This is a genomic window from Cupriavidus sp. GW823-FHT07A04 (assembly GCF_058794615.1).
This window is the reverse complement of the sequence record NZ_JBXAHA010000006.1, coordinates 318,541-336,152: the sequence shown is the minus strand read 5'-3', so window position 1 is coordinate 336,152 and position 17,612 is coordinate 318,541. Positions and strand designations below refer to the sequence as shown.

Below are 17,612 nucleotides of genomic sequence, written 5' to 3'. Positions count from 1 at the left end.
CACCGCTTCTCCGGTTTCATTGAATGTTGCCGCTGCCCGCGCAGCCCGCTTGGCGTGGGGAGGCGCCGATGTCATGATGGCGAGGTGCGAGCGAGCGGCATTTCCAGCCAGCGAGCCGGCATTTCACCTACGGTATCAATGAGGAGACACGGATATGCAAGGCAGGCAAACACAGGGGATGTCCCGCGAGCGGCTTGGGCGGGTCGAACGTTTCATCGACGACGCCTATATCGCGACCGGCAAGTTGCCCGGCACGCTCATCCAGGTGTGGCGGCGCGGCGAGTTGGCGCTGAACTCGGTGTTGGGCCTGGCTGACCGCGAGCGGCAGGTTCCGCTGGCCGAGGATTCGATCTTCCGCATCTACTCGATGAGCAAGCCCGTCACCTCGGTGGCGGTCATGATGCTGGTCGAGGAATGCAAGATCGCCCTGGACGATCCGGTCAGCAAGTACATCCCGGCATGGGAAAACCTGGGCGTCTATGCCGGGGGCTTCATGGAGAGCTTCCAGACGCGCCCGGCTGCGCGCCCGATGCTGGTGGTCGACCTGCTGCGCCATACGTCCGGCCTGACCTATGGTTTCCAGCAGAACACCAACGTCGACGCCGCTTACCGCAAGCAGATGCTGGGCGAACTCGCCACCGGCGGCACGCTGGACGACATGATCGCGAAGCTGGGCAAGCTGCCGCTCGAGTTCTCGCCGGGCGAGGCCTGGAACTACTCGGTTGCCACCGACGTGCTGGGCTATCTTGTCGGCAAGATCAGCGGAATCCCTTTCGAGACCTTCCTGAAGGAACGCATATTCGATCCGCTGGGCATGGTTGACACTGCCTTCCACGTGCCGCAAGACAAGGCCTCGCGCCTTTGCGCCTGCTACGCCGTCGGCTCGCTCGGTTCGAAGGTAGTATCCGCGCGCGCGCCGGTCCTGCAGGACGATCCCCGCACCAGCCCCTACCTGAAACCGCCAAGCTTCATCTCCGGCGGTGGCGGCCTGGTGTCCACCGCGGCTGACTACATGCGCTTCGCACGCATGCTGTTGCAAGGCGGTGAGCTCGATGGGGTGCGCCTGCTGGGGCCGAAGACCCTGGCGCTGATGACCGCCAACCATCTGCCGGGCGGGGTGGACCTGCCGCGCATGTCGCGCTCCATGTTCAGCGAAGCCACCTATGATGGCGTTGGCTTCGGGCTTGGCTTCGCCACCACGGTGACGCCGGCGACCACGTTGATTCCCGGCAGCGCCGGCGACTTCTTCTGGGGCGGAGCGGCCAGCACCTTCTTCTGGGTCGATCCGCAGGAGGACCTGATCGGACTGTTCCTGACCCAGCTCTTGCCGTCGTCCGCCTACCCGGTGCGCCGCCAGCTGCGCACGCTGGTCTACAGCGCCATCACCGAGCCGGGTGCCGCGGCACGCTAAGCGCCTGGCGAGCCGCGACCCGTGGTCTCCCAAACGCTGCCCAGCACGTCCCCCTGCCCAATGTCGCAACCCTCCCATTTGAAGAACTGCAGTTCTTCCGAGCTGGCCAGGCCATTGGCCAGTACCTGCATGCCGAGCGTGTGCGCCAGCGCGATCACGGCACGCGCGATGGCGGCGCGTTTGGCATCGGTTGCCACGTTACGCACGTAGTCCTGGGGAATCTGCAGCCGGTCGGGCAGCAAGCGCTGCAGGTTGGCCAGCGAGATGGGCGTGTTGCCGACGTCGGCCAGCGTGACGGATGCGCCTTGCTCCTGGATGCGGGCGCAGGCAAGGCGGGCGGCTTCCGTGGCGGTGCCCAGCAGGATGCCCGGCAATTGCAGGTCGAGCCCGCTGCCGGCCTGGGCGGTCTCGCGCAGGTATTGGCGGAGCAGCTCCGGCAACGCCAGCAGTTCGGACTCCTCGGCGCCGGCCATGAGCGGCAGCAGGATGGGGACGCTGACGCGGGCCGGGCCGGATAGGGCGGCTTGCGGATCCGAGTGCCAGGCTAGCGCGAGTTCGCAGGCGCGGCGCAGCAGCACGGCATTGATCGCGCCAATGAGGCCCGGGCTGCGCACGTAGTTGGCGATCTCGGCATGCGGCATCCAGCCGGTGGGGCCCGGCCACGCCGGCAGCAGCGCGATGGCCGCAATGGCGGCGGAGCCCAGGTCGAACTGGGAGACGGCTTGCAGCCGGTATTGGCCGCTGTGCAGCGCTTGCTCGATGGCAGCTTCGACCTGCGCGTCGCTAGCTGCCTCGGAGGTGGGTAGCTCGGGCGCCCGCGGTACTGGCTTGGGCAGGGCATGGGCTTGCTGCAAGGCCTTGACGTACTGGTACGCGCGCAGGCCGCCGATGACGACGGAGGTCAGCTTCTGCGCGGTCATCTCCGTCTTGAGGAAGTAGCCATTGATCTCGTAGCCGGTCACCACCTCGCGCTCCGGCGCCATGCCGGGATGCCCGGTGCGCAGCACGATCTGGAGGTCGGGGTTGCGCAGTTGCTCGCGGATGTAGCGCACCGTGGCCAGGCCGGCATCGTCGGTTTCCATCACGACATCGAGCAGCACGAGCGCGGTATCGGGGTGACGGGCGAGGTGGGCCCTGCAGGCTTCGCCGGAATACACGCTGTGGAACTGGATCTTGCGCCCGGAGAAGGTCAGGTCCATCAGTACCAGGCGCGTGATCTCGTGCACGTCGGGGTCGTCGTCGACCAGCAGGACCTGCCACGCGGGCATGGACAAAGAGGAGTTCATGGCAGAGTCCTGGCGGATACGATCGGGATGGTGGCCTTTGCCGAGGGTGTGATGCGGGGCATGCGCAGGGTGAAGACGGTACCGCCGCCATCGGTGCCCACCGCATGGCCCACGGCGATGGTGCCGCCCAGGCGCTGCGTCACCAGGTTGTAGACCAGGTGCAGGCCCAGGCCGCTGCCACCCTTGCCGCGGCGCGAGGTAAAGAAGGGCTCGAAGATCTTCTCATGCAGGGCATCGGGAATGCCGCCGCCGTCGTCGGCGTAGCGGATCACGACTTCGTCACCGGCGGCGAGCCGGGCGGCGATGCGGATGGTGCCGCGCACAGGGCCTGTGTCGCCGCTGCCGAATGCGTGCACCAGCGAGTTCATGACCAGGTTGGTGAGGATCTGCGCGATCGCGCCGGGGTAGCCGTTCATGGCGATGCCGGCCGGGCAGTCGATCAGTAATTGCACATGCGTGTCGCGCAGGCGCGGGTCGAGGCTGACCACGGTCTCGCGGATATAGTCGCCCAGGTCGAAGCTGCGCCGTTTTTCGCTGGTCTGGTCGACCGCCATCTGCTTGAAGCTCTGCACCAGCTCGGCCGCGCGGTTGGCGTTGGACAACAGCAAACGGGCGGATTGCGCGGCATCCGACAGGTAGCGCTGCAGCGCCTCGGGTGCCAGCTCGTTGCTCGCCACCAGCGCCTGCGTGGCGCTGGTGCGGTCCTGCAGGTAGGAGGCGGCGCTGACGGCGATGCCCACCGGCGTGTTGATCTCATGCGCCACGCCCGCGACCAGTCCGCCGAGAGAGGCCATCTTTTCCGCGTCCACCAGGTTCTTGCGCGCAGACTCGAGATGGCGCAGCGACTCCATCAGTTCCGCCTGTGCCAGTTCGCGGCTTTCGTGTGAGAGTACGATCCACCATGCGCCGAAAGCCAGCAGCGGCAGGGTGGCCGAGTACACGCGCAGCAGCAGGCCGCCGATCCCGTCGGCGTGCGAGGCATGGCCTTCGCCGATCAGCCGGTAGGCGAGCAGGAACACGGCGCCCATGGCCGCCGCGGCAATCACGAACAGGCCGAGGAAGCGCGCCAGCCGCCGCAGGAAATGCGGCGGCAGTATCCGCAGGAAGCTGCCTTGCCACGGCGCCGCCTGCATTTGCGCGGCGGTGCCAGGCGCCTTGCAGGCATCGTGGCAATGGTTGTCCAGGCCGCAGCACAGCGAGCAGATCGGCCCCGCATAGAAGGGGCAGTGCGCCATGTCCGGTGCTTCGTAGTCGCGCTCGCAGATGCAGCAGCGGATCGGCTCGTCGGTGTGCTTGTCGAGGGGGTGTGGGTCTTCCCGCGCGATGTAGTACCGGCCGCGGGTCGCATAAGCGATCAGGATGGCGCTGGCGAACGAAGCGCCCAGCGCGATAAAGGCGCAATAGGCTTGCGCCAGCGCGCCAAGCAAGCCGGAGTAAGCGCCGATGCCGGCGAGCGAGGCAATCAGCATGGCGCCGCAGCCCACCGGGTTGAACGCATACAGGTAGGCCCGGCGGAACTCGATGTGCCGCGGGCTGATGCCCAGCGGCTTGAGCACGACAAGGTCGGCCACCAGGGCGCCGAGCCAGGCGATCACCAGGTTGGAATACACGCTCAGCACGGCCTCCAGCGTGCTGAAGATGCCCAGCAGGGTGAGCAACAGTGCGATCAGCACGTTGAACACCAGCCAGACCACGCGGCCCGGATGGTAGTGCGCCAGCCGCACGAACACATTGGACCAGGCCAGTGAGCCCGCATAGGCATTGGTCACGTTGATCTTGATCTGCGACACGAGCACGAACAGCATCGCCACCGCGAGCACCACCTCGGGCCGATCGAATACCTGCCCGTATGCCCACACGTACATGTGGATCGGCTCCATCGCGTGATTGGCGGCTACGCCGGCTCGCAGCGCGAGCACCGCCAGCAGGCTACCAGCCAGCACCTTGAGGCCGCCGATCACGATCCAGCCCGGGCCCGCCAGCAGCAGCGCGCTCCACCAGCTCCAGCGGTTCTGCGGCGTGCGGTCGGGCAGGAAGCGCAGGTAGTCCACCTGCTCGCCAATCTGGCCCATCAGGGAGAACAGCACGCCGGTGGCCGCGCCAAACGCGAGCATATTGAACGCCGGCGAGGCCGCATCGCGCCCGGTGAATGCCGCCCATTGCGCCAGCACGCCGGGATCGTGGCGCAGGATGTAGGCGAAGGGCAGCACCAGCAGCACCGCCCACAGCGGCTGTGTCCACATCTGCAGCTTGTTGATCAGCGTGACGCCGAAGAACACCATCGGCACGATCACCAGCGAGCAGACCAGGTAGCCCACTGTCAGGTTCAGGCCGGTGGCAATGGCGAGCGCCTGGGCCAGGATGGCCGACTCCAGCGCGAAGAAGATAAAGGTAAAGGACGCGTAGATCAGCGAGGTGATGGTGGACCCGGCATAGCCGAAGCCCGCGCCGCGCGTGAGCAGGTCGATGTCCACGTTGGCCATGCTGGCGTGGTATGCCACCGGCAGCCCGATCAGGAAGATCAGCGCGCAGACCAGCAGGATGGCCGGGAACGCGTTCTGGAAGCCAAAGCTGAGCGTGACGCTGGCGCCGATGGCTTCCAGCGCCAGGAAGGACACGCCGCCGATGGCCGTGTTGGCCAGCGTGAACGGCGACCAGCGCCGGTAAGAGCGTGCCGCATAGCGCAGCGCGTAATCCTCCAGCGTTTCATTCGCGACCCAGGATTGATATTCTCGTTTGATGCGCATGGCGTGGTGGCGTCGGGTGCGATGCGGCTCCGGGAGGCGGGTGTGCGATCCGGGTCGGGACGGATGGCTGGCAGCGGGCGCTCCGATTATTGTCTGAATCCGCCCCTCGCGCAATGACATGCGCGCGGCGCGGCAAATGGTGCGGAACGCGCTGCAGCATGCCGTACGGATGCTGCGCGGCAGCATGGCGCGGCGCCTTGACATTTAGGGTGTCAGCGCAAACACTGGCCGGCAGTCTTCATATCGAAGAGGCCGCGGGCAGCGCCGCATAGCGCTCGCCGTTGCCCGAATCCGCTGTGCCCGATGCCATGGAGAAAGCGCGGTTGCCCGCCCAGAATGCCGATAGCGCCTATAAGGCCGATAGCGCCGATAGCGCCGATCCCCAGGCCGGGGAGCTGATCTACCGTATCCACGCCGCGCGCGATGATGATGGCTGGCGCGGCGTGGTTGCGCTGGTGCGCGATCAGTTCGCCGCGGGCACGGCCGTGCTGGCGCGGCGGCACCTGGCCGGCGGCCAGGGCGCGGTGCTGCACGGCGCCCCGGACGACCCGGCGTTTTTTTGCACCTTTGCGCAGTACTCCGCGCGCAACCCGTGGTTCCTCTCCAGCACGGCCTACCAGCCCCTGCAGGTGATCAGCGGCGACGACATGCTGGGCAGCGGCGACCTGGTCCGCACGGACTACTACCAGGCGTTGCTGCGGCCCCATCGTTATCTGCATCGCTTGTGCGGGGTGGTGGCGCGCGAGGCGGATGTCGTCTACTACCTTGAGTTGTACCGGCGCGAAGACCAGCGGCGCTTTGCCAGCAAGGAGAAGGCGGAGTTCCGCGGCCTGTTGGCGCATATGGCGCTGTCGCTGGAAAACCGCTGGCACCGCCACAGCGCCGCCGACCTGAGCCAGGCGCTGATGTGCGTCATCGACGGCCATCCTAACGCGACCTTCCTGGTGGAGCAGGATGGCCGCATCGTCTACTGCAACCGCAGCGCGCAGGCGCTGTGCGGGCAGGGCAGCGGCCTGTACCGGGATGGCGAGTATCTTGCCGCGGTGATGCCGACCGATCACCGCACCTTGCACGAGATGCTGGCCACGCTAGCCGGGGCTTCCCAGGGACTTCCCCCCAAGGCCGGTGACATGCGCGACGCCCACCCGGGCCACGCCACGCTGGTGCCCACGCAGGTGCTGTCGGTTTCCGCGCCCGGCTTTGCCTTGCCCACGACGCTCACGTTGCAGCCCGCCGGTGCATCCATGCGCAACGGGCTGGGCGAGGAGCGCGCGCTGGTGGTGGTCAGCGCGCGCCGGCAGGGTGCGGAGCATGCGCACCACGATTGCCTGTTCGCGCGCCAGTTCAAGCTGAGCGAGGCCCAGGCGCGGGTCAACGCGCTGGTCTTCGCCGGCCACTCCATCGCCAGCCTGGCGCAGGTACTGCACGTGTCCGAGAACACGGTGCGCAGCCACCTCAAGCAGATCTTCCAGAAGACCAACACCCATGGCCAGATGGAATTGGTGCGCCTGCACGCGCAGCATTGCCCGCCGGCCTGAACGTCCCTCACCTGGCCATCGCGCCGTTGCCTTGTCCGCTGCCTTATCCATTGCCTCATTCAATTGGGTGAGGCCACCTCACCCAGCCACATGATGCGCGGAATCCTCGTCGTGAAGGATTCGCATCTTCTCGGGCCTGCTTATAGTTGACCCGTCGCCACGCGGCCGCCGCGAGGCAGCCGGCGCCAACAGAAAAAGAACAACCAGAACCCGTCACGCAGGAGATACGCCATGCTAGGCCTGACGTTGCTTTACGTAGGTGCCGTGCTGTGCCTGAACGGCTTGTGGCTGCTGGGCAAGATTGGCGACCGTGAGATCTGGGTCGTCAATATCTTTGCCGGCGGGGTGACGATGCTGGTGTCGCTGCGGCTGATCTTCGGCGGCGAGGCGGACAGCGCATCCATCAAGGCCGGCGCGCTGACGCTGCTGTTCACCTTCACCTACCTGTGGGTTGCGCTCAACCGCTTCAACGGCGCGGACGGACGTGGCCTGGGCTGGTTCAGCCTGTTCGTGTCGGTCACGGTGATTCCCGTCGCCATTGATGCGCTGCGCCATGCCAACTCCGTCTGGGATACCTGGTTCGCCTGGTGCTGGGTCGGCTGGGGGGTGCTGTGGTTCCTGTACTTCCTGCTGCTGGCGATGCAGCGCCCGATCCTGAAGTTCACCGGCGTTGCCACTGTCCTGGCAGGTATCGCCACCGGCTGGCTGCCAGGCTATCTGCTGCTGAGCGAATCATTCAGATAGACCGCAAAGACGTACCGCAAAGATCGACCACAGCGCGGCGGCGGGCAGCCGCACGCGACCAACGCTGATCCAGGCATGCAGCCAAGGCGGCTGCATCGTTTCAAGGCCGCAATCCGGCGACTGACCGGACACACACCAAGGAGACAGGCACATGGCAGATACCCTGATCAAGGTCGATCTCGCGCAATCGGCGTACGAGAACGAACAGGTCCACAACCGCTGGCACCCGGACATTCCCATGGCCTGCTGGGTCAATCCCGGCGACGAGTTCATCCTGGAAACCTATGACTGGACCGGCGGCTTCATCAAGAACAACGAGTCGGCGGATGACGTGCGGGACATCGACCTGTCCATCGTCCACTTTCTCTCAGGGCCGGTGGGCGTGCGCGGCGTCAAGCCGGGCGACCTGCTGGTGGTCGACCTGCTGGACGTAGGCGCCAAGCCCGAAAGCCAGTGGGGCTTCAACGGCTTCTTCTCGAAGAAAAACGGCGGCGGGTTCCTGACGGACCATTTCCCGCTGGCGCAGAAATCCATCTGGGACTTCCACGGTGTCTACACCACGTCGCGCCATGTGCCCGGCGTGGAGTTCGCCGGGCTGATCCATCCCGGGCTGATCGGCTGCTTGCCCGATCCCAAGCTGCTCCATACCTGGAACGAACGCGAGACAGGGCTGATCAAGACCGACCCCGATCGCGTGCCGCCGCTGGCCAACCCGCCGTTTGCCGCGACCGCCCATATGGGCAAGCTCGTTGGCGACGCCGGCAGGCGGGCGGCAGCCGAGGGCGCGCGTACCGTGCCGCCGCGCGAGCATGGCGGCAACTGCGACATCAAGGACCTGTCACGTGGCTCGAAGGTGTACTTCCCGGTGTATGTGGATGGGGCAGGGCTGTCGGTCGGCGATCTGCACTTCAGCCAGGGCGACGGCGAGATTACCTTCTGCGGCGCCATCGAGATGGCGGGGTGGGTGCACATGCGGGTGAACGTGATCAAGGACGGCATGGCGAAGTACGGCATCAAGAACCCCATCTTCAAGCCCAGCCCGATCACGCCGACCTACAACGACTACCTGATCTTCGAAGGCATCTCGGTCGATGAACAAGGCAAGCAGCACTACCTGGATGTCAACGTCGCCTACCGCCAGGCCTGCCTGAACGCGATCGAATACCTGACCAAGTTTGGCTACTCGCGCGCGCAGGCCTACGCCATCCTGGGCACGGCGCCGGTGCAGGGGCATATCAGCGGCGTGGTGGACATCCCCAACTCCTGCGCCACGCTCTGGATACCGACGCAGATCTTCGACTTCGATATCCGGCCGCAGGCCAATGGACCGACTGTGCATATCAAGGGCGGTGCCGACGTCCTGCTTTCGCAGGATGCGGCCTGAATGCCGATCTGAGCGCCAGCCAGAGATGTGAAGTCCCGGCGAGCGCGGGCTCCCGCCTTCCTCCTCCTTACCCAAGGGGGCCCGCGCTTGCCACTTTCCACCAAGCGGAGAGACCTGTATGCCCATGTATGAATACGCCTGCGAGGCGTGCGGCAGCTTCACCGCGGTGCGCCGCATCGACGAGCGCGACGCGCCGCAGCCATGCCCCGGCTGCGGCCACGCGGCCCGGCGCCAGGTCACCGCGACCATGCTGGCCCTGATGCCCTCGTCCCGCCGCGTCGCGCACGCGGGCAACGAGCGCAGCGCCCACGCGCCATTGAGTTCCCAGGGGCACCGGCATGGGCCGGGTTGTGGCTGTTCGGGCGGCAGCGTCGGCCTGGCCGGCAAGCCGGGCGCGGCCAAGTCCTTTCCCGGCACGCGGCCCTGGATGATCAGCCACTAGGGGAACCAGCCCGATGGGAACCAGGCCGATCGCCATCCAGGCTATTCGCCAACGACGATCGAGCCGCGCACCTGGTCCAGCAGCGGCAGCCATGCGCCGCGCGCCGTGTCGCGGCACGAGAGGATGAGCAGCAGTTCCTGGTCCGGCGTATAGATGTCGAAATGCTGCACGTAGATCGTGCCTTGCGCGCCGGTGCGCACGTAGTTGATTGCAATCGCCGGCCAGCCACCGATTCTTTCGATGCGGGGCTCGTCGATGGAGAGCATCTCCCTGCCCGATGTCTTCAGGGAGTCGCGCATCCTGCGCTCGAAGCTCGCCGCGTATGCCAGAAGCAGTGACCTGTCGAACCGGCGGACCTGCTCGGGCGTGACCGGCGCTTGCGCCATCGAGTTGACGATCACGGCCGCGTACGGATTCTGCACATTGGATACGGCATGCAGGAGGTTGACCGTCTGGCCCGCCGGCGCCGGGACGATGGAGACACCCCCCACCGCGTCCGCGATGGTGCCGTGGGTCCGTCCCCGGGCCCCGGACAGGATGGTCCAGTCCTTGGGAACCTGAACGGCAACCTGCCTGGCAAGCACGATCCGCACGAAAGGCACTGGCGCGCCCCCACCGGCCTGGGCGAAACACGGCGCGGAATTCAGGGCCAGGCCCAGCGCGCAGGCAGTCGCTGCCCCCAGCACAAGCCTGCCGCATTGCGCACGCATGCTCCCTCCGTCGTGATCCCGAACAGGAACAATATAGACGCGAAGCGGCTATCCGGCACGGATCCGGGCGTCGCACGAGCGCTATCGTCGTTGTCTGGCCCGATGCCGGGGTGCACGCCAGTGGCCGCTGCGGCTGGCGGGTCCCATGCGCATGGGACAGGGGGGCAGGGGGGCGGGGCAGGAGAGGGCTTAGCCCGCCACCACATTGCGCGGCGAGCCGGCCGCGAACGCCGCGATATTGTCGATCAACTGGTCCGCCAGCGCCTGGATGGCCTCCCGGCTCGCCCAGGCCACGTGCGGCGTGAGCAGGAAGGCGGGGTGGTCGCGCAGCGCGTGGAACGGGTGGCCGGGGCTGGGGGGCTCCTGGGTGGCTACGTCGAAACCAGCCCCGGAAACCTGTCCTTGCCGCAGCGCGTCGACCAGTGCGGCCTCGTCGACCAGGCCGCCGCGCGCGGTGTTGATCAGCAGCGGGTGGCGCGTCATCTGCGCGAACTCCTCGCGGCCGATCAGCCCCGCGTTGGCGGGGGTCAGCGGGCAGTGCAGCGTGATGATGTCGCTCAGGCGCAGCATGTCCGCGAAGGGCGTGTGTTGCGTGTCGGCGCTGTGCTGGCCCTTGCGGGCGGCGTACAGCACCTTGAGTCCCAGCAGCCGGGCGATCTCGCCCACCGCGCGGCCCAGGGTGCCGCCGCCGACGATGCCGATGGTCGAGCCGGCCAGGTCGTGGATCGGATAGTCGTGAAAGCAGAACTGCCCCGAGGCCTGCCAGCGGCCCGAGCGCACCGCGTCGCAATAGGCATGCAGGCTGCGGCGCAGCGCGAAGATCAGCGCGAAGGTGTGCTCGGGCACCGTATGCACGGCATAGTTGCGCACGTTCGACACGCAGATGCCCCGGGCGGCGCAGGCGCGCAGATCGACGTGGTCGGTGCCGGTGGCCGCGATCGCCACCAGGCGCAGGCTGGCGGCCTCGCGCAGCACCTCGGCCGGCAGCTTGACCTTGTTGGTGATCACGATCTGCGCGTTGGCGATGCGCGCGGCCACTTCATGCGGCGCGGTGGCGTCAAAGACCGTCAGCTGGTGCGCGAACGGCAACGCGCGCAGCACGGTCTCGGGGGCCAGCGTGCCGCGGTCCAGGAAAACGACTTCCGGCGTGGTCTGGGTTGGATTCATGGGGTTTGTGGTGTTTGCCTGTCGGTAAGCCTGGGTGGTGAATGCGCCACGCCTCTGGCCATCGGCCGGAGCACGTGGACCGGCCATGGTGGCCCCGGGCGCCCAAATTGACAATGCCGTTCTCGTCCACTAGCCTTTCCCGATTCTCAAACCTCAGGGCATGGCTTGACGGCCCTGGCCATCCGGCCGCCATCGATGCCGCCGCCCACCGGACGCTTTCGCGTGATCAATCCCGCCCATCTCGACCTGCAGTCCCTGCGCCTGTTCCTGGTGGTGGCGCAGAGCGGCAGCTTCACCAAGGCCGCCGAGCGCACCCACATGACGCTGTCGGCGCTCAGCCGCCGTGTTGCCGACTTGGAAAAGACCACCGATTGCGCCTTGTTCGTGCGGATGCCGCGCGGGCTTGAACTCACCCCGGCCGGCGTTGGGCTGGTCGGCCATGCGCGGGCGGTGCTGGATACCGTGAATCGCCTGGCGGGCGACATGAGCGATTTCGCCATCGGCGTGCGGGGGCATGTGCGCGTGTGGGCCAACACCTCGGCCATCATCCAGTTCATGCCGCGGGACCTGGGCGTGTTCCTGCACGCGCAGCCGCTGATCCGCGTCAGCCTGGAGGAGCGCATGAGCGGCGAGGTGATCGCGGCGGTGGCGGGCGGGCAGGCGGATATCGGCGTGTTTGCCGACAACGTCGCGGCCGGCACGCTGGAAAAGTTCGAATACCGTCGCGACCGCCTGGTGGTGCTGGTGCCGCCAGATCATCCGCTGGCGGCGCGCGCCGAGGTGGCCTTTGCCGATGCGCTCGAATTCGATTTCGTTGGTCTCAACCAGGGCAGCTCGCTGCTGCAGCGGCTGGCCGACGCCTCGGCCGCGCTGGAGCGCGTGCTCAAGCTGCGCGTGCAGGTCAGCAGTTTCGATGCGATCTGCCGCATGATCGAGGCGGGCCTTGGCATCGGGGTCTTGCCGGAGGGCGCCGTGCGCGCCGAGATACTTGGCGCCGGGTTGCGCGCCATCCGCCTTGCTGATCCGTGGGCCTCGCGCACGCTGTGGCTTGGCGTGAAATCGGTCGCGGCGCTGCAGCCCGAGGCGCGCAAGCTGTTCGATCACCTGCTGGCGCCGCACTGAGGCGGCCGCTTCAGCCTTGCGTTTTCGGAAAGGGTGCTGGCGCAATCCGACATGTTCATGTGCCCGCGCGACTGCCATGATGGCTCCCGGCTAAACCGCACAGAGAGCAAGCGCGACATGATTGACCACCTCGACCACCTGGTGCTGACCAGCACGGATGCCGGCGCGACCATCGATTTCTATACGCGCGTGCTCGGCATGCAGCTGGAAACCTTCGGCGAGAACCGCGTGGCGTTCCGCTTCGGCAACCAGAAGATCAACCTGCATGTGCGCGGTGCGGAGTTCGAGCCCAAGGCGCACCTGCCGGTGCCCGGCGCGCTGGACCTGTGCTTCATTGCGTCGATCCCGCTCGATGCGGTGATCGAGCGGCTGCGCGCCGCCGGCTGGCCCATTGTTGCGGGCCCGGTCGCGCGGACCGGCGCCACGCAGAAGATCCGCTCCGTCTACGTGCGCGATCCGGACCTGAACCTGATCGAGATCTCCGAGCTGGACGCGCCGTGACCGGCGCGACGGCGTTGAATAACGTGCCGGCGCGAGCGCTGCGCGTTCTGCTCGCGCCCGATTCGTTCAAGGGCAGCCTGGACGCGCCGGCGGTGGCCCGGCATATGGCCTGCGGCATCCGCCATGCGCTGCCGCACGCCGTGGTCACGCAGGTACCGATTGCCGATGGCGGCGAAGGCACGGCCGCCGCGGTGGCCGCGGCATGCGGCGGGCGCTGGCATGCGGTGGAGGCGACGGATGCCAACGGCCAGCCGGTGCGCATGCCGTTTGCCGCCTGCGAGAACGCGGCGCTTGGCACCTTTGCGATCTTCGATGTGGCGGCCGTGGCCGGCCTTCCCGATGCGGTGGCGGCGCCCGGCGCGCGCACCACGCGCGGGGTAGGGCAGGCCATACGCGGGATTGCCGCGGGAGGTTTCGCCACCATCGTCATTGGCCTGGGCGGCTCCTCGACCAACGATGCCGGCGCCGGCATGCTCTCGGCGCTGGCGTTCGACTTCCTCGATGCCGCGGGCGAGCGTGTCGACCCGGTGCCCGACAATCTTGCATCGATCCGCAGCCTGCGCCCTCGGGTCGATGCGGGCCTGCTGCATGGGCTGCGCCTGGTGGCGCTCACCGACGTCACCAGCCCTTTGTGCGGGCCGGATGGCGCCAGCATGATGTTTGGCGGACAAAAAGGGGTGACGGACCTCGCGCAAGCGGACGAGGTAATCGGCGAGTTCGCGGCCCGTTGCGAGCTGGCGCTCGGTTGCCACGCAGCGCAAGCGCAGGGCGCGGGCGCTGCGGGCGGGCTGGGCTTTGCCTTGCGGCTGCTTGGCGCGCCATTGCTGCCGGGAGGCCGCTTTATTCTCGACACTGCCGGGTTGGCGACGGTGGCCGGGTACGACTGGATCCTGACCGGCGAAGGCCGCTCAGATCGCCAGACCTTGCTTGGCAAGGGCCCGGCGCTGGTCGCGGCGCTGGGACGCCGGCACGGCGTGCCCGTGACCCTGCTATCGGGAGCGATTGCCGATGGCGCGCTGCTGCGCGAGGCATTCGATGGCTGCTTCTCGGTGCAGGCCGGCCCTGCGTCGCTGGCTTGGTCGATCGCGCAGGGCGGGGCGCTGCTGGAGGCCGCCGCCGCGCAGTTGGCCCGGCTTTATGCGGCCGCGCGGCGTTCCGCTTAGAAGGACGACCAGTCGGACGCCGGCGCAGAAGCCGCAACGGCACGCGGTGCCACCGGCGCGGCGCGGCGTGGCGACGACGCCGCGGGCCGGCTTGCGGCTCGCACGGCATGGGGCGCCGGCGCACTCGCCGCGCCGGCTACGCCATGGTTGCCCAGCCTGAACGCGGCCACCGTGTCGTTCAGCTTGGCGGCTTGCTCTTCCAGCGATTGCGCTGCCGCCGCTGCTTGCTCCACCAGCGACGCGTTCTGCTGCGTCACTTCATCCATCTGGCTCACCGCGTGCGCGACCTGGTCGATGCCGGCGGTCTGCTCGACGGACGCGGCGGAGATCTCGCCCATGATGTCGGAGACGCGCTGGATGTCGCGGATGATCTCGGTCATGGTCGAGCCCGCCTGGTCCACCAGCGCGGTGCCGGTCGTCACGCGCGCCGAGGATTTGTCGATGAGGTCCTTGATCTCCTTGGCGGCGCTGGAGGACCGCTGCGCGAGCGAGCGCACCTCGCCCGCGACGACCGCGAAGCCCCGGCCTTGCTCACCGGCGCGCGCTGCTTCCACGGCCGCATTCAGCGCGAGGATGTTGGTCTGGAAGGCAATGCCCTCGATGATGCTGATGATGTCAGCGATGCGGGCCGAGCTCTCGTTGATCTCGCTCATGGTCGCGACCACGTCGCGGATCACTTCGCCGCCGTGATTGGCGGTTTCCGATGCCGTGGCCGACAGCACCGCAGCCTGGCGCGCGTTGTCCGCGTTCTGCTTGACGGTGGTGGTGAGCTCTTCCATGCTGGCCGCGGTTTCTTCGAGCGATGCGGCCTGCTGTTCGGTACGCGACGACAGGTCGATGTTGCCGGCGGCAATCTGCCTGGTGGCCGCCGCGATCGTTTCGCTGCCCGTGCGCACGGACAAGACGGTTTGCGCCAGGCCGTCCTGCATCTTCGCGATGCCCGACAGCAACTGGCCCATTTCATCCTGCGAGCGGATTTCAACGGGGCGGCTCAGGTCGCCCGCGGTGATGTGGCCGAAGTGCGCGAGCGCCGCGTCGAGCGGGCGCGCAATGGCGCGACGCAGGGCTACCCAGCTATAGATGGCCAGCGCCAGCCCCGCCAGCAACGCGGCAATGGTGATCGTCCTGAAGGTGGCATAGGACGCCTCGGCAGCCTCATAGCTGCGCTTGGCCAGGGCTGACTGGAACTGGCTGAGCGTTTCGCCGCTGGCTTGCAGCGCAGCGTAGTACGGCGTTTGCGCGACCCCCGCCTCGATGATCTTCTGGTGGTCGGCCGACTTGACGGCGGCGGCGAAGGCATCGAGCGCGACGTACAGCGCCTTGCGCTTGGCAATGACATCCTGGGCCAGCCGCTCTTCTTCCGCGTCGCGCGGCAAGGACAGGTAACGCTGCCAGGCGGACTCTGACTGCGCGAGGAATTTCTCCGTGCGGGTCAGCAGTTCGGCAGCGTGGGGAGATTCGGGATCCATGCCAGCGCTGAACAGCGCCGTGCGGACCCGGCCCAGCCAGATATCAGCTTCCGCGATCGCCATGGCGCTCGGCATCTGGTTGGCATACGTGGCGTGGTTCGCCGCATTGCTGCGCGACATGCCGAGCAAGCCCAGTGCACCGACGACGAGCAGCAAGACGGAAAGCACGAGCATTGCAATGGCGAGCCGTGCCTTGATGGTTAAGTTGGGGAGCATTGTTTAATCCATGGATTGAGAAGGATCTCAATGCTCGTTTACGGCGACGCCATTTGAAGTTGAAGCAAGGCTTCGACGCGCACTATGTCTGCTACAACCACGAACGCGCGGAGCCAATCGGGCGCGCGCGTCGTTGGTAGCCCCCGGGCAGGCATGCGGGCGAAGCTGTAGGCCAAACTTGTCTACCAGGGCGAACACAGATTCCCGCTGTCTGGACAATGAAGGCCTCGCGGCCGCTCGCTCGGAACGTGCTGCGAAGCCCGAGGAAGAACGCATGGGAAACCGCCACACATGCCTTCAACGGCGCATTGCGCGCGCTGGCGTGATTGGCGCAGCCACCACCATCTCGCGCACCATCGCGCGAAAGCGCGTCACGGCTGCCGGCAGCGCGCCTTGGCGCATCGCGAGGTGCAGGGGCGCGCTCAGCGGCGGGCTCTCGCCCAGCGGGCGATAGACGATGTCCTCGCCACCCAGGCGGTGCATGGACGCGGGCACCACGGACACGCCAAGGCCTGCTGCCACCAGGCTCAGCGTGGCCGGCAGGCGCGGCGCTTCCTGCGCCACCAGCGGGCTGAAGCCCGCGGCGCGGCAGGCGGTCAGGATCGCGTCATACAAGCCGGGCCCGGTGGGGCGGCGATAGAGGATGAACGGCTCGCGCGCCAGCGCTGATAGCGGCAGCGCGCCGGCCTGCGCCGCCAGCGGATGCGCGGCCGGCAACGCCGCCAGCATCGGCTCGTCCAGCACGTCGTCGAGTACCAGCCCGGCGGTGCTGCCCACCGGCGAGCGGACGAACGCGGCGTCCAGCCGCTCGTGCAGGATCGCGTCCACCAGCTCGCTGGTGCCGGCTTCCTCCAGCGTCACGGCAACGCCCGGCACGCTCTCGCGAAACCGGCGCAGCACGGCGGGCACGAAGGGGTGCAGGGCGGCGGAGCTGGTAAAGCCCACCGCCAGCCGCCCTTGCTCCCCGGCCGCGGCGCGGCGCACCACGTCGGCCACGCCTTCGGCCCGGGCCAGCACGGCGCGAGCCTCTTCCAGCAATGCCAGGCCGGCCTCTGTCGGGCGCACGCCGCGCGGCAGGCGGCGCATCAGCAAAACATCCAGCTCCTCCTCCAGCCCGCGCAACAGGCGCGTGAGCGGCGGCTGCTGCATGCCCAGGCGCTCGGCGGCGCGGGTGACGTGGCCTTCCTCGGCCAGCACGACGAAGGCGCGCAGCCGGCGTAGCTCAATCATTGCCATACTCCCAAGGTATTGAAAACGTGTTCAATATGCATTGGAAATCATAGCAGTTCGGCTCTATCCTGACGGCATGCATCGGGCATCCACGGAGCACGGCCATGCAAGAACAAGATCTGGGCAATGACAACGACAAAGACAACGACAAGGACGCCAATCTTCCCGCGTCGTCGCACCCAGGCAACCTGCTTGCGTTCCTGGCGTGGCTAGACGCCATGCCGCGCACCTTTGCCGACACCATGGAGGCATGGCGCACGTCCTGCCCAAGGCTGTCCGCGTGGGAGGATGCGACGACGGCCGGCCTGGTCGGCATGGCGTCCCGGCCCGGCGTGCCGCGCGCGCAGGCCATCGTCGCGCTGACCGCCAAGGGCAGGGCCGCGCTGCAGCAGGCCGGGCAGGCCGCGACGCCAGATGCTCCAGATGCGCCAGATACTCCCGATATTCCGAGACACTAGAACCGAACCCGCAAAGGAGCAGCA

The 17,612-nt window shown here is 67.5% G+C and carries 15 protein-coding genes; 9 read left to right on the top strand and 6 right to left on the bottom strand.

Features of this window, described 5'->3' with window-relative positions; all coding sequences use genetic code 11:
• Positions 1-154 precede the first annotated feature (154 nt).
• Positions 155-1,411, top strand: coding sequence for a serine hydrolase domain-containing protein (locus tag AC1Q7Q_RS13200; protein ID WP_492376183.1), 1,257 nt, complete (start codon positions 155-157; stop codon positions 1,409-1,411).
• Here the strand turns inward: AC1Q7Q_RS13200 and AC1Q7Q_RS13195 are convergent.
• Positions 1,408-2,697, bottom strand: a complete 1,290-nt coding sequence (locus tag AC1Q7Q_RS13195; protein ID WP_492376184.1) for an EAL domain-containing response regulator — start codon at positions 2,695-2,697, stop codon at positions 1,408-1,410. The two genes, AC1Q7Q_RS13200 and AC1Q7Q_RS13195, sit on opposite strands and share 4 nt — an antisense overlap.
• Complete coding sequence (locus AC1Q7Q_RS13190) at positions 2,694-5,444, bottom strand: ATP-binding protein (protein ID WP_492376185.1); 2,751 nt, start codon at positions 5,442-5,444, stop codon at positions 2,694-2,696. Before AC1Q7Q_RS13190 ends, AC1Q7Q_RS13195 begins: the two co-directional genes overlap by 4 nt.
• A gap of 323 nt (positions 5,445-5,767) precedes the next feature.
• Between AC1Q7Q_RS13190 and AC1Q7Q_RS13185 the strand changes: the two genes are divergently transcribed.
• From AC1Q7Q_RS13185 to AC1Q7Q_RS13170, 4 genes are all read left to right on the top strand, one after another.
• On the top strand, positions 5,768-6,982 hold the full coding sequence (locus AC1Q7Q_RS13185) for a helix-turn-helix transcriptional regulator (protein WP_492376186.1): 1,215 nt from the start codon (positions 5,768-5,770) through the stop codon (positions 6,980-6,982).
• A gap of 231 nt (positions 6,983-7,213) precedes the next feature.
• Positions 7,214-7,726 (top strand): AmiS/UreI family transporter, encoded by a 513-nt coding sequence (locus AC1Q7Q_RS13180; RefSeq protein WP_174427428.1) that lies wholly within the window; start codon positions 7,214-7,216, stop codon positions 7,724-7,726.
• A gap of 151 nt (positions 7,727-7,877) precedes the next feature.
• Positions 7,878-9,110 carry a formamidase gene (gene fmdA / locus AC1Q7Q_RS13175; RefSeq protein ID WP_492376187.1) on the top strand — a complete coding sequence of 411 codons (1,233 nt, stop codon included), beginning with the start codon at positions 7,878-7,880 and terminating at the stop codon, positions 9,108-9,110.
• Between the two features lie 118 nt (positions 9,111-9,228).
• Positions 9,229-9,552, top strand: coding sequence for an FmdB family zinc ribbon protein (locus AC1Q7Q_RS13170; protein ID WP_492376188.1), 324 nt, complete (start codon positions 9,229-9,231; stop codon positions 9,550-9,552).
• A 41-nt stretch (positions 9,553-9,593) separates the two neighbouring features.
• Here the strand turns inward: AC1Q7Q_RS13170 and AC1Q7Q_RS13165 are convergent, their stop codons facing one another.
• Both AC1Q7Q_RS13165 and AC1Q7Q_RS13160 read right to left on the bottom strand, forming a co-directional pair.
• Positions 9,594-10,262 (bottom strand): hypothetical protein, encoded by a 669-nt coding sequence (locus AC1Q7Q_RS13165; protein ID WP_492376189.1) that lies wholly within the window; start codon positions 10,260-10,262, stop codon positions 9,594-9,596.
• A 189-nt stretch (positions 10,263-10,451) separates the two neighbouring features.
• Positions 10,452-11,429 (bottom strand): D-2-hydroxyacid dehydrogenase, encoded by a 978-nt coding sequence (locus AC1Q7Q_RS13160; protein WP_492387167.1) that lies wholly within the window; start codon positions 11,427-11,429, stop codon positions 10,452-10,454.
• A gap of 222 nt (positions 11,430-11,651) precedes the next feature.
• Between AC1Q7Q_RS13160 and AC1Q7Q_RS13155 the strand changes: the two genes are divergently transcribed.
• The 3 genes from AC1Q7Q_RS13155 to AC1Q7Q_RS13145 all read left to right on the top strand — a co-directional run bounded on the left by AC1Q7Q_RS13155 (position 11,652) and on the right by AC1Q7Q_RS13145 (position 14,215).
• Positions 11,652-12,551 (top strand): LysR family transcriptional regulator, encoded by a 900-nt coding sequence (locus AC1Q7Q_RS13155; RefSeq protein WP_492371720.1) that lies wholly within the window; start codon positions 11,652-11,654, stop codon positions 12,549-12,551.
• Between the two features lie 117 nt (positions 12,552-12,668).
• Positions 12,669-13,052: a VOC family protein gene (locus AC1Q7Q_RS13150; RefSeq protein ID WP_183031298.1), complete on the top strand. Its 384-nt coding sequence runs from the start codon at positions 12,669-12,671 to the stop codon at positions 13,050-13,052.
• Complete coding sequence (locus tag AC1Q7Q_RS13145; RefSeq protein ID WP_492371602.1) at positions 13,049-14,215, top strand: glycerate kinase; 1,167 nt, start codon at positions 13,049-13,051, stop codon at positions 14,213-14,215. Before AC1Q7Q_RS13150 ends, AC1Q7Q_RS13145 begins: the two co-directional genes overlap by 4 nt.
• On the opposite strand, the gene AC1Q7Q_RS13140 is transcribed toward AC1Q7Q_RS13145, so the two are convergent.
• Both AC1Q7Q_RS13140 and AC1Q7Q_RS13135 read right to left on the bottom strand, forming a co-directional pair.
• On the bottom strand, positions 14,212-15,900 hold the full coding sequence (locus tag AC1Q7Q_RS13140; protein ID WP_492371603.1) for a methyl-accepting chemotaxis protein: 1,689 nt from the start codon (positions 15,898-15,900) through the stop codon (positions 14,212-14,214). The genes AC1Q7Q_RS13145 and AC1Q7Q_RS13140 overlap by 4 nt on opposite strands.
• A 297-nt stretch (positions 15,901-16,197) precedes the next feature.
• Positions 16,198-17,136 carry a LysR family transcriptional regulator gene (locus AC1Q7Q_RS13135; protein ID WP_492371604.1) on the bottom strand — a complete coding sequence of 313 codons (939 nt, stop codon included), beginning with the start codon at positions 17,134-17,136 and terminating at the stop codon, positions 16,198-16,200.
• A gap of 98 nt (positions 17,137-17,234) precedes the next feature.
• Here AC1Q7Q_RS13135 and AC1Q7Q_RS13130 point away from each other — a divergent pair, with 98 nt between their 5' ends.
• Positions 17,235-17,588, top strand: a complete 354-nt coding sequence (locus AC1Q7Q_RS13130) for a hypothetical protein (protein ID WP_492371605.1) — start codon at positions 17,235-17,237, stop codon at positions 17,586-17,588.
• Positions 17,589-17,612: the final 24 nt, after the last annotated feature.

What these genes read in the sequence shown, in the direction of transcription:
- AC1Q7Q_RS13200 (WP_492376183.1), top strand. Translation starts at nt 155, where the DNA reads ATGCAAGGCAGGCAAACACAGGGGATGTCCCGCGAGCGGCTTGGGCGG.
- AC1Q7Q_RS13195 (WP_492376184.1), bottom strand. Translation starts at nt 2,697, where the DNA reads ATGAACTCCTCTTTGTCCATGCCCGCGTGGCAGGTCCTGCTGGTCGAC.
- AC1Q7Q_RS13190 (WP_492376185.1), bottom strand. Translation starts at nt 5,444, where the DNA reads ATGCGCATCAAACGAGAATATCAATCCTGGGTCGCGAATGAAACGCTG.
- AC1Q7Q_RS13180 (WP_174427428.1), top strand. Translation starts at nt 7,214, where the DNA reads ATGCTAGGCCTGACGTTGCTTTACGTAGGTGCCGTGCTGTGCCTGAAC.
- fmdA (WP_492376187.1), top strand. Translation starts at nt 7,878, where the DNA reads ATGGCAGATACCCTGATCAAGGTCGATCTCGCGCAATCGGCGTACGAG.
- AC1Q7Q_RS13170 (WP_492376188.1), top strand. Translation starts at nt 9,229, where the DNA reads ATGCCCATGTATGAATACGCCTGCGAGGCGTGCGGCAGCTTCACCGCG.
- AC1Q7Q_RS13165 (WP_492376189.1), bottom strand. Translation starts at nt 10,262, where the DNA reads ATGCGTGCGCAATGCGGCAGGCTTGTGCTGGGGGCAGCGACTGCCTGC.
- AC1Q7Q_RS13160 (WP_492387167.1), bottom strand. Translation starts at nt 11,429, where the DNA reads ATGAATCCAACCCAGACCACGCCGGAAGTCGTTTTCCTGGACCGCGGC.
- AC1Q7Q_RS13150 (WP_183031298.1), top strand. Translation starts at nt 12,669, where the DNA reads ATGATTGACCACCTCGACCACCTGGTGCTGACCAGCACGGATGCCGGC.
- AC1Q7Q_RS13140 (WP_492371603.1), bottom strand. Translation starts at nt 15,900, where the DNA reads ATGCTCCCCAACTTAACCATCAAGGCACGGCTCGCCATTGCAATGCTC.
- AC1Q7Q_RS13135 (WP_492371604.1), bottom strand. Translation starts at nt 17,136, where the DNA reads ATGGCAATGATTGAGCTACGCCGGCTGCGCGCCTTCGTCGTGCTGGCC.
- AC1Q7Q_RS13130 (WP_492371605.1), top strand. Translation starts at nt 17,235, where the DNA reads ATGCAAGAACAAGATCTGGGCAATGACAACGACAAAGACAACGACAAG.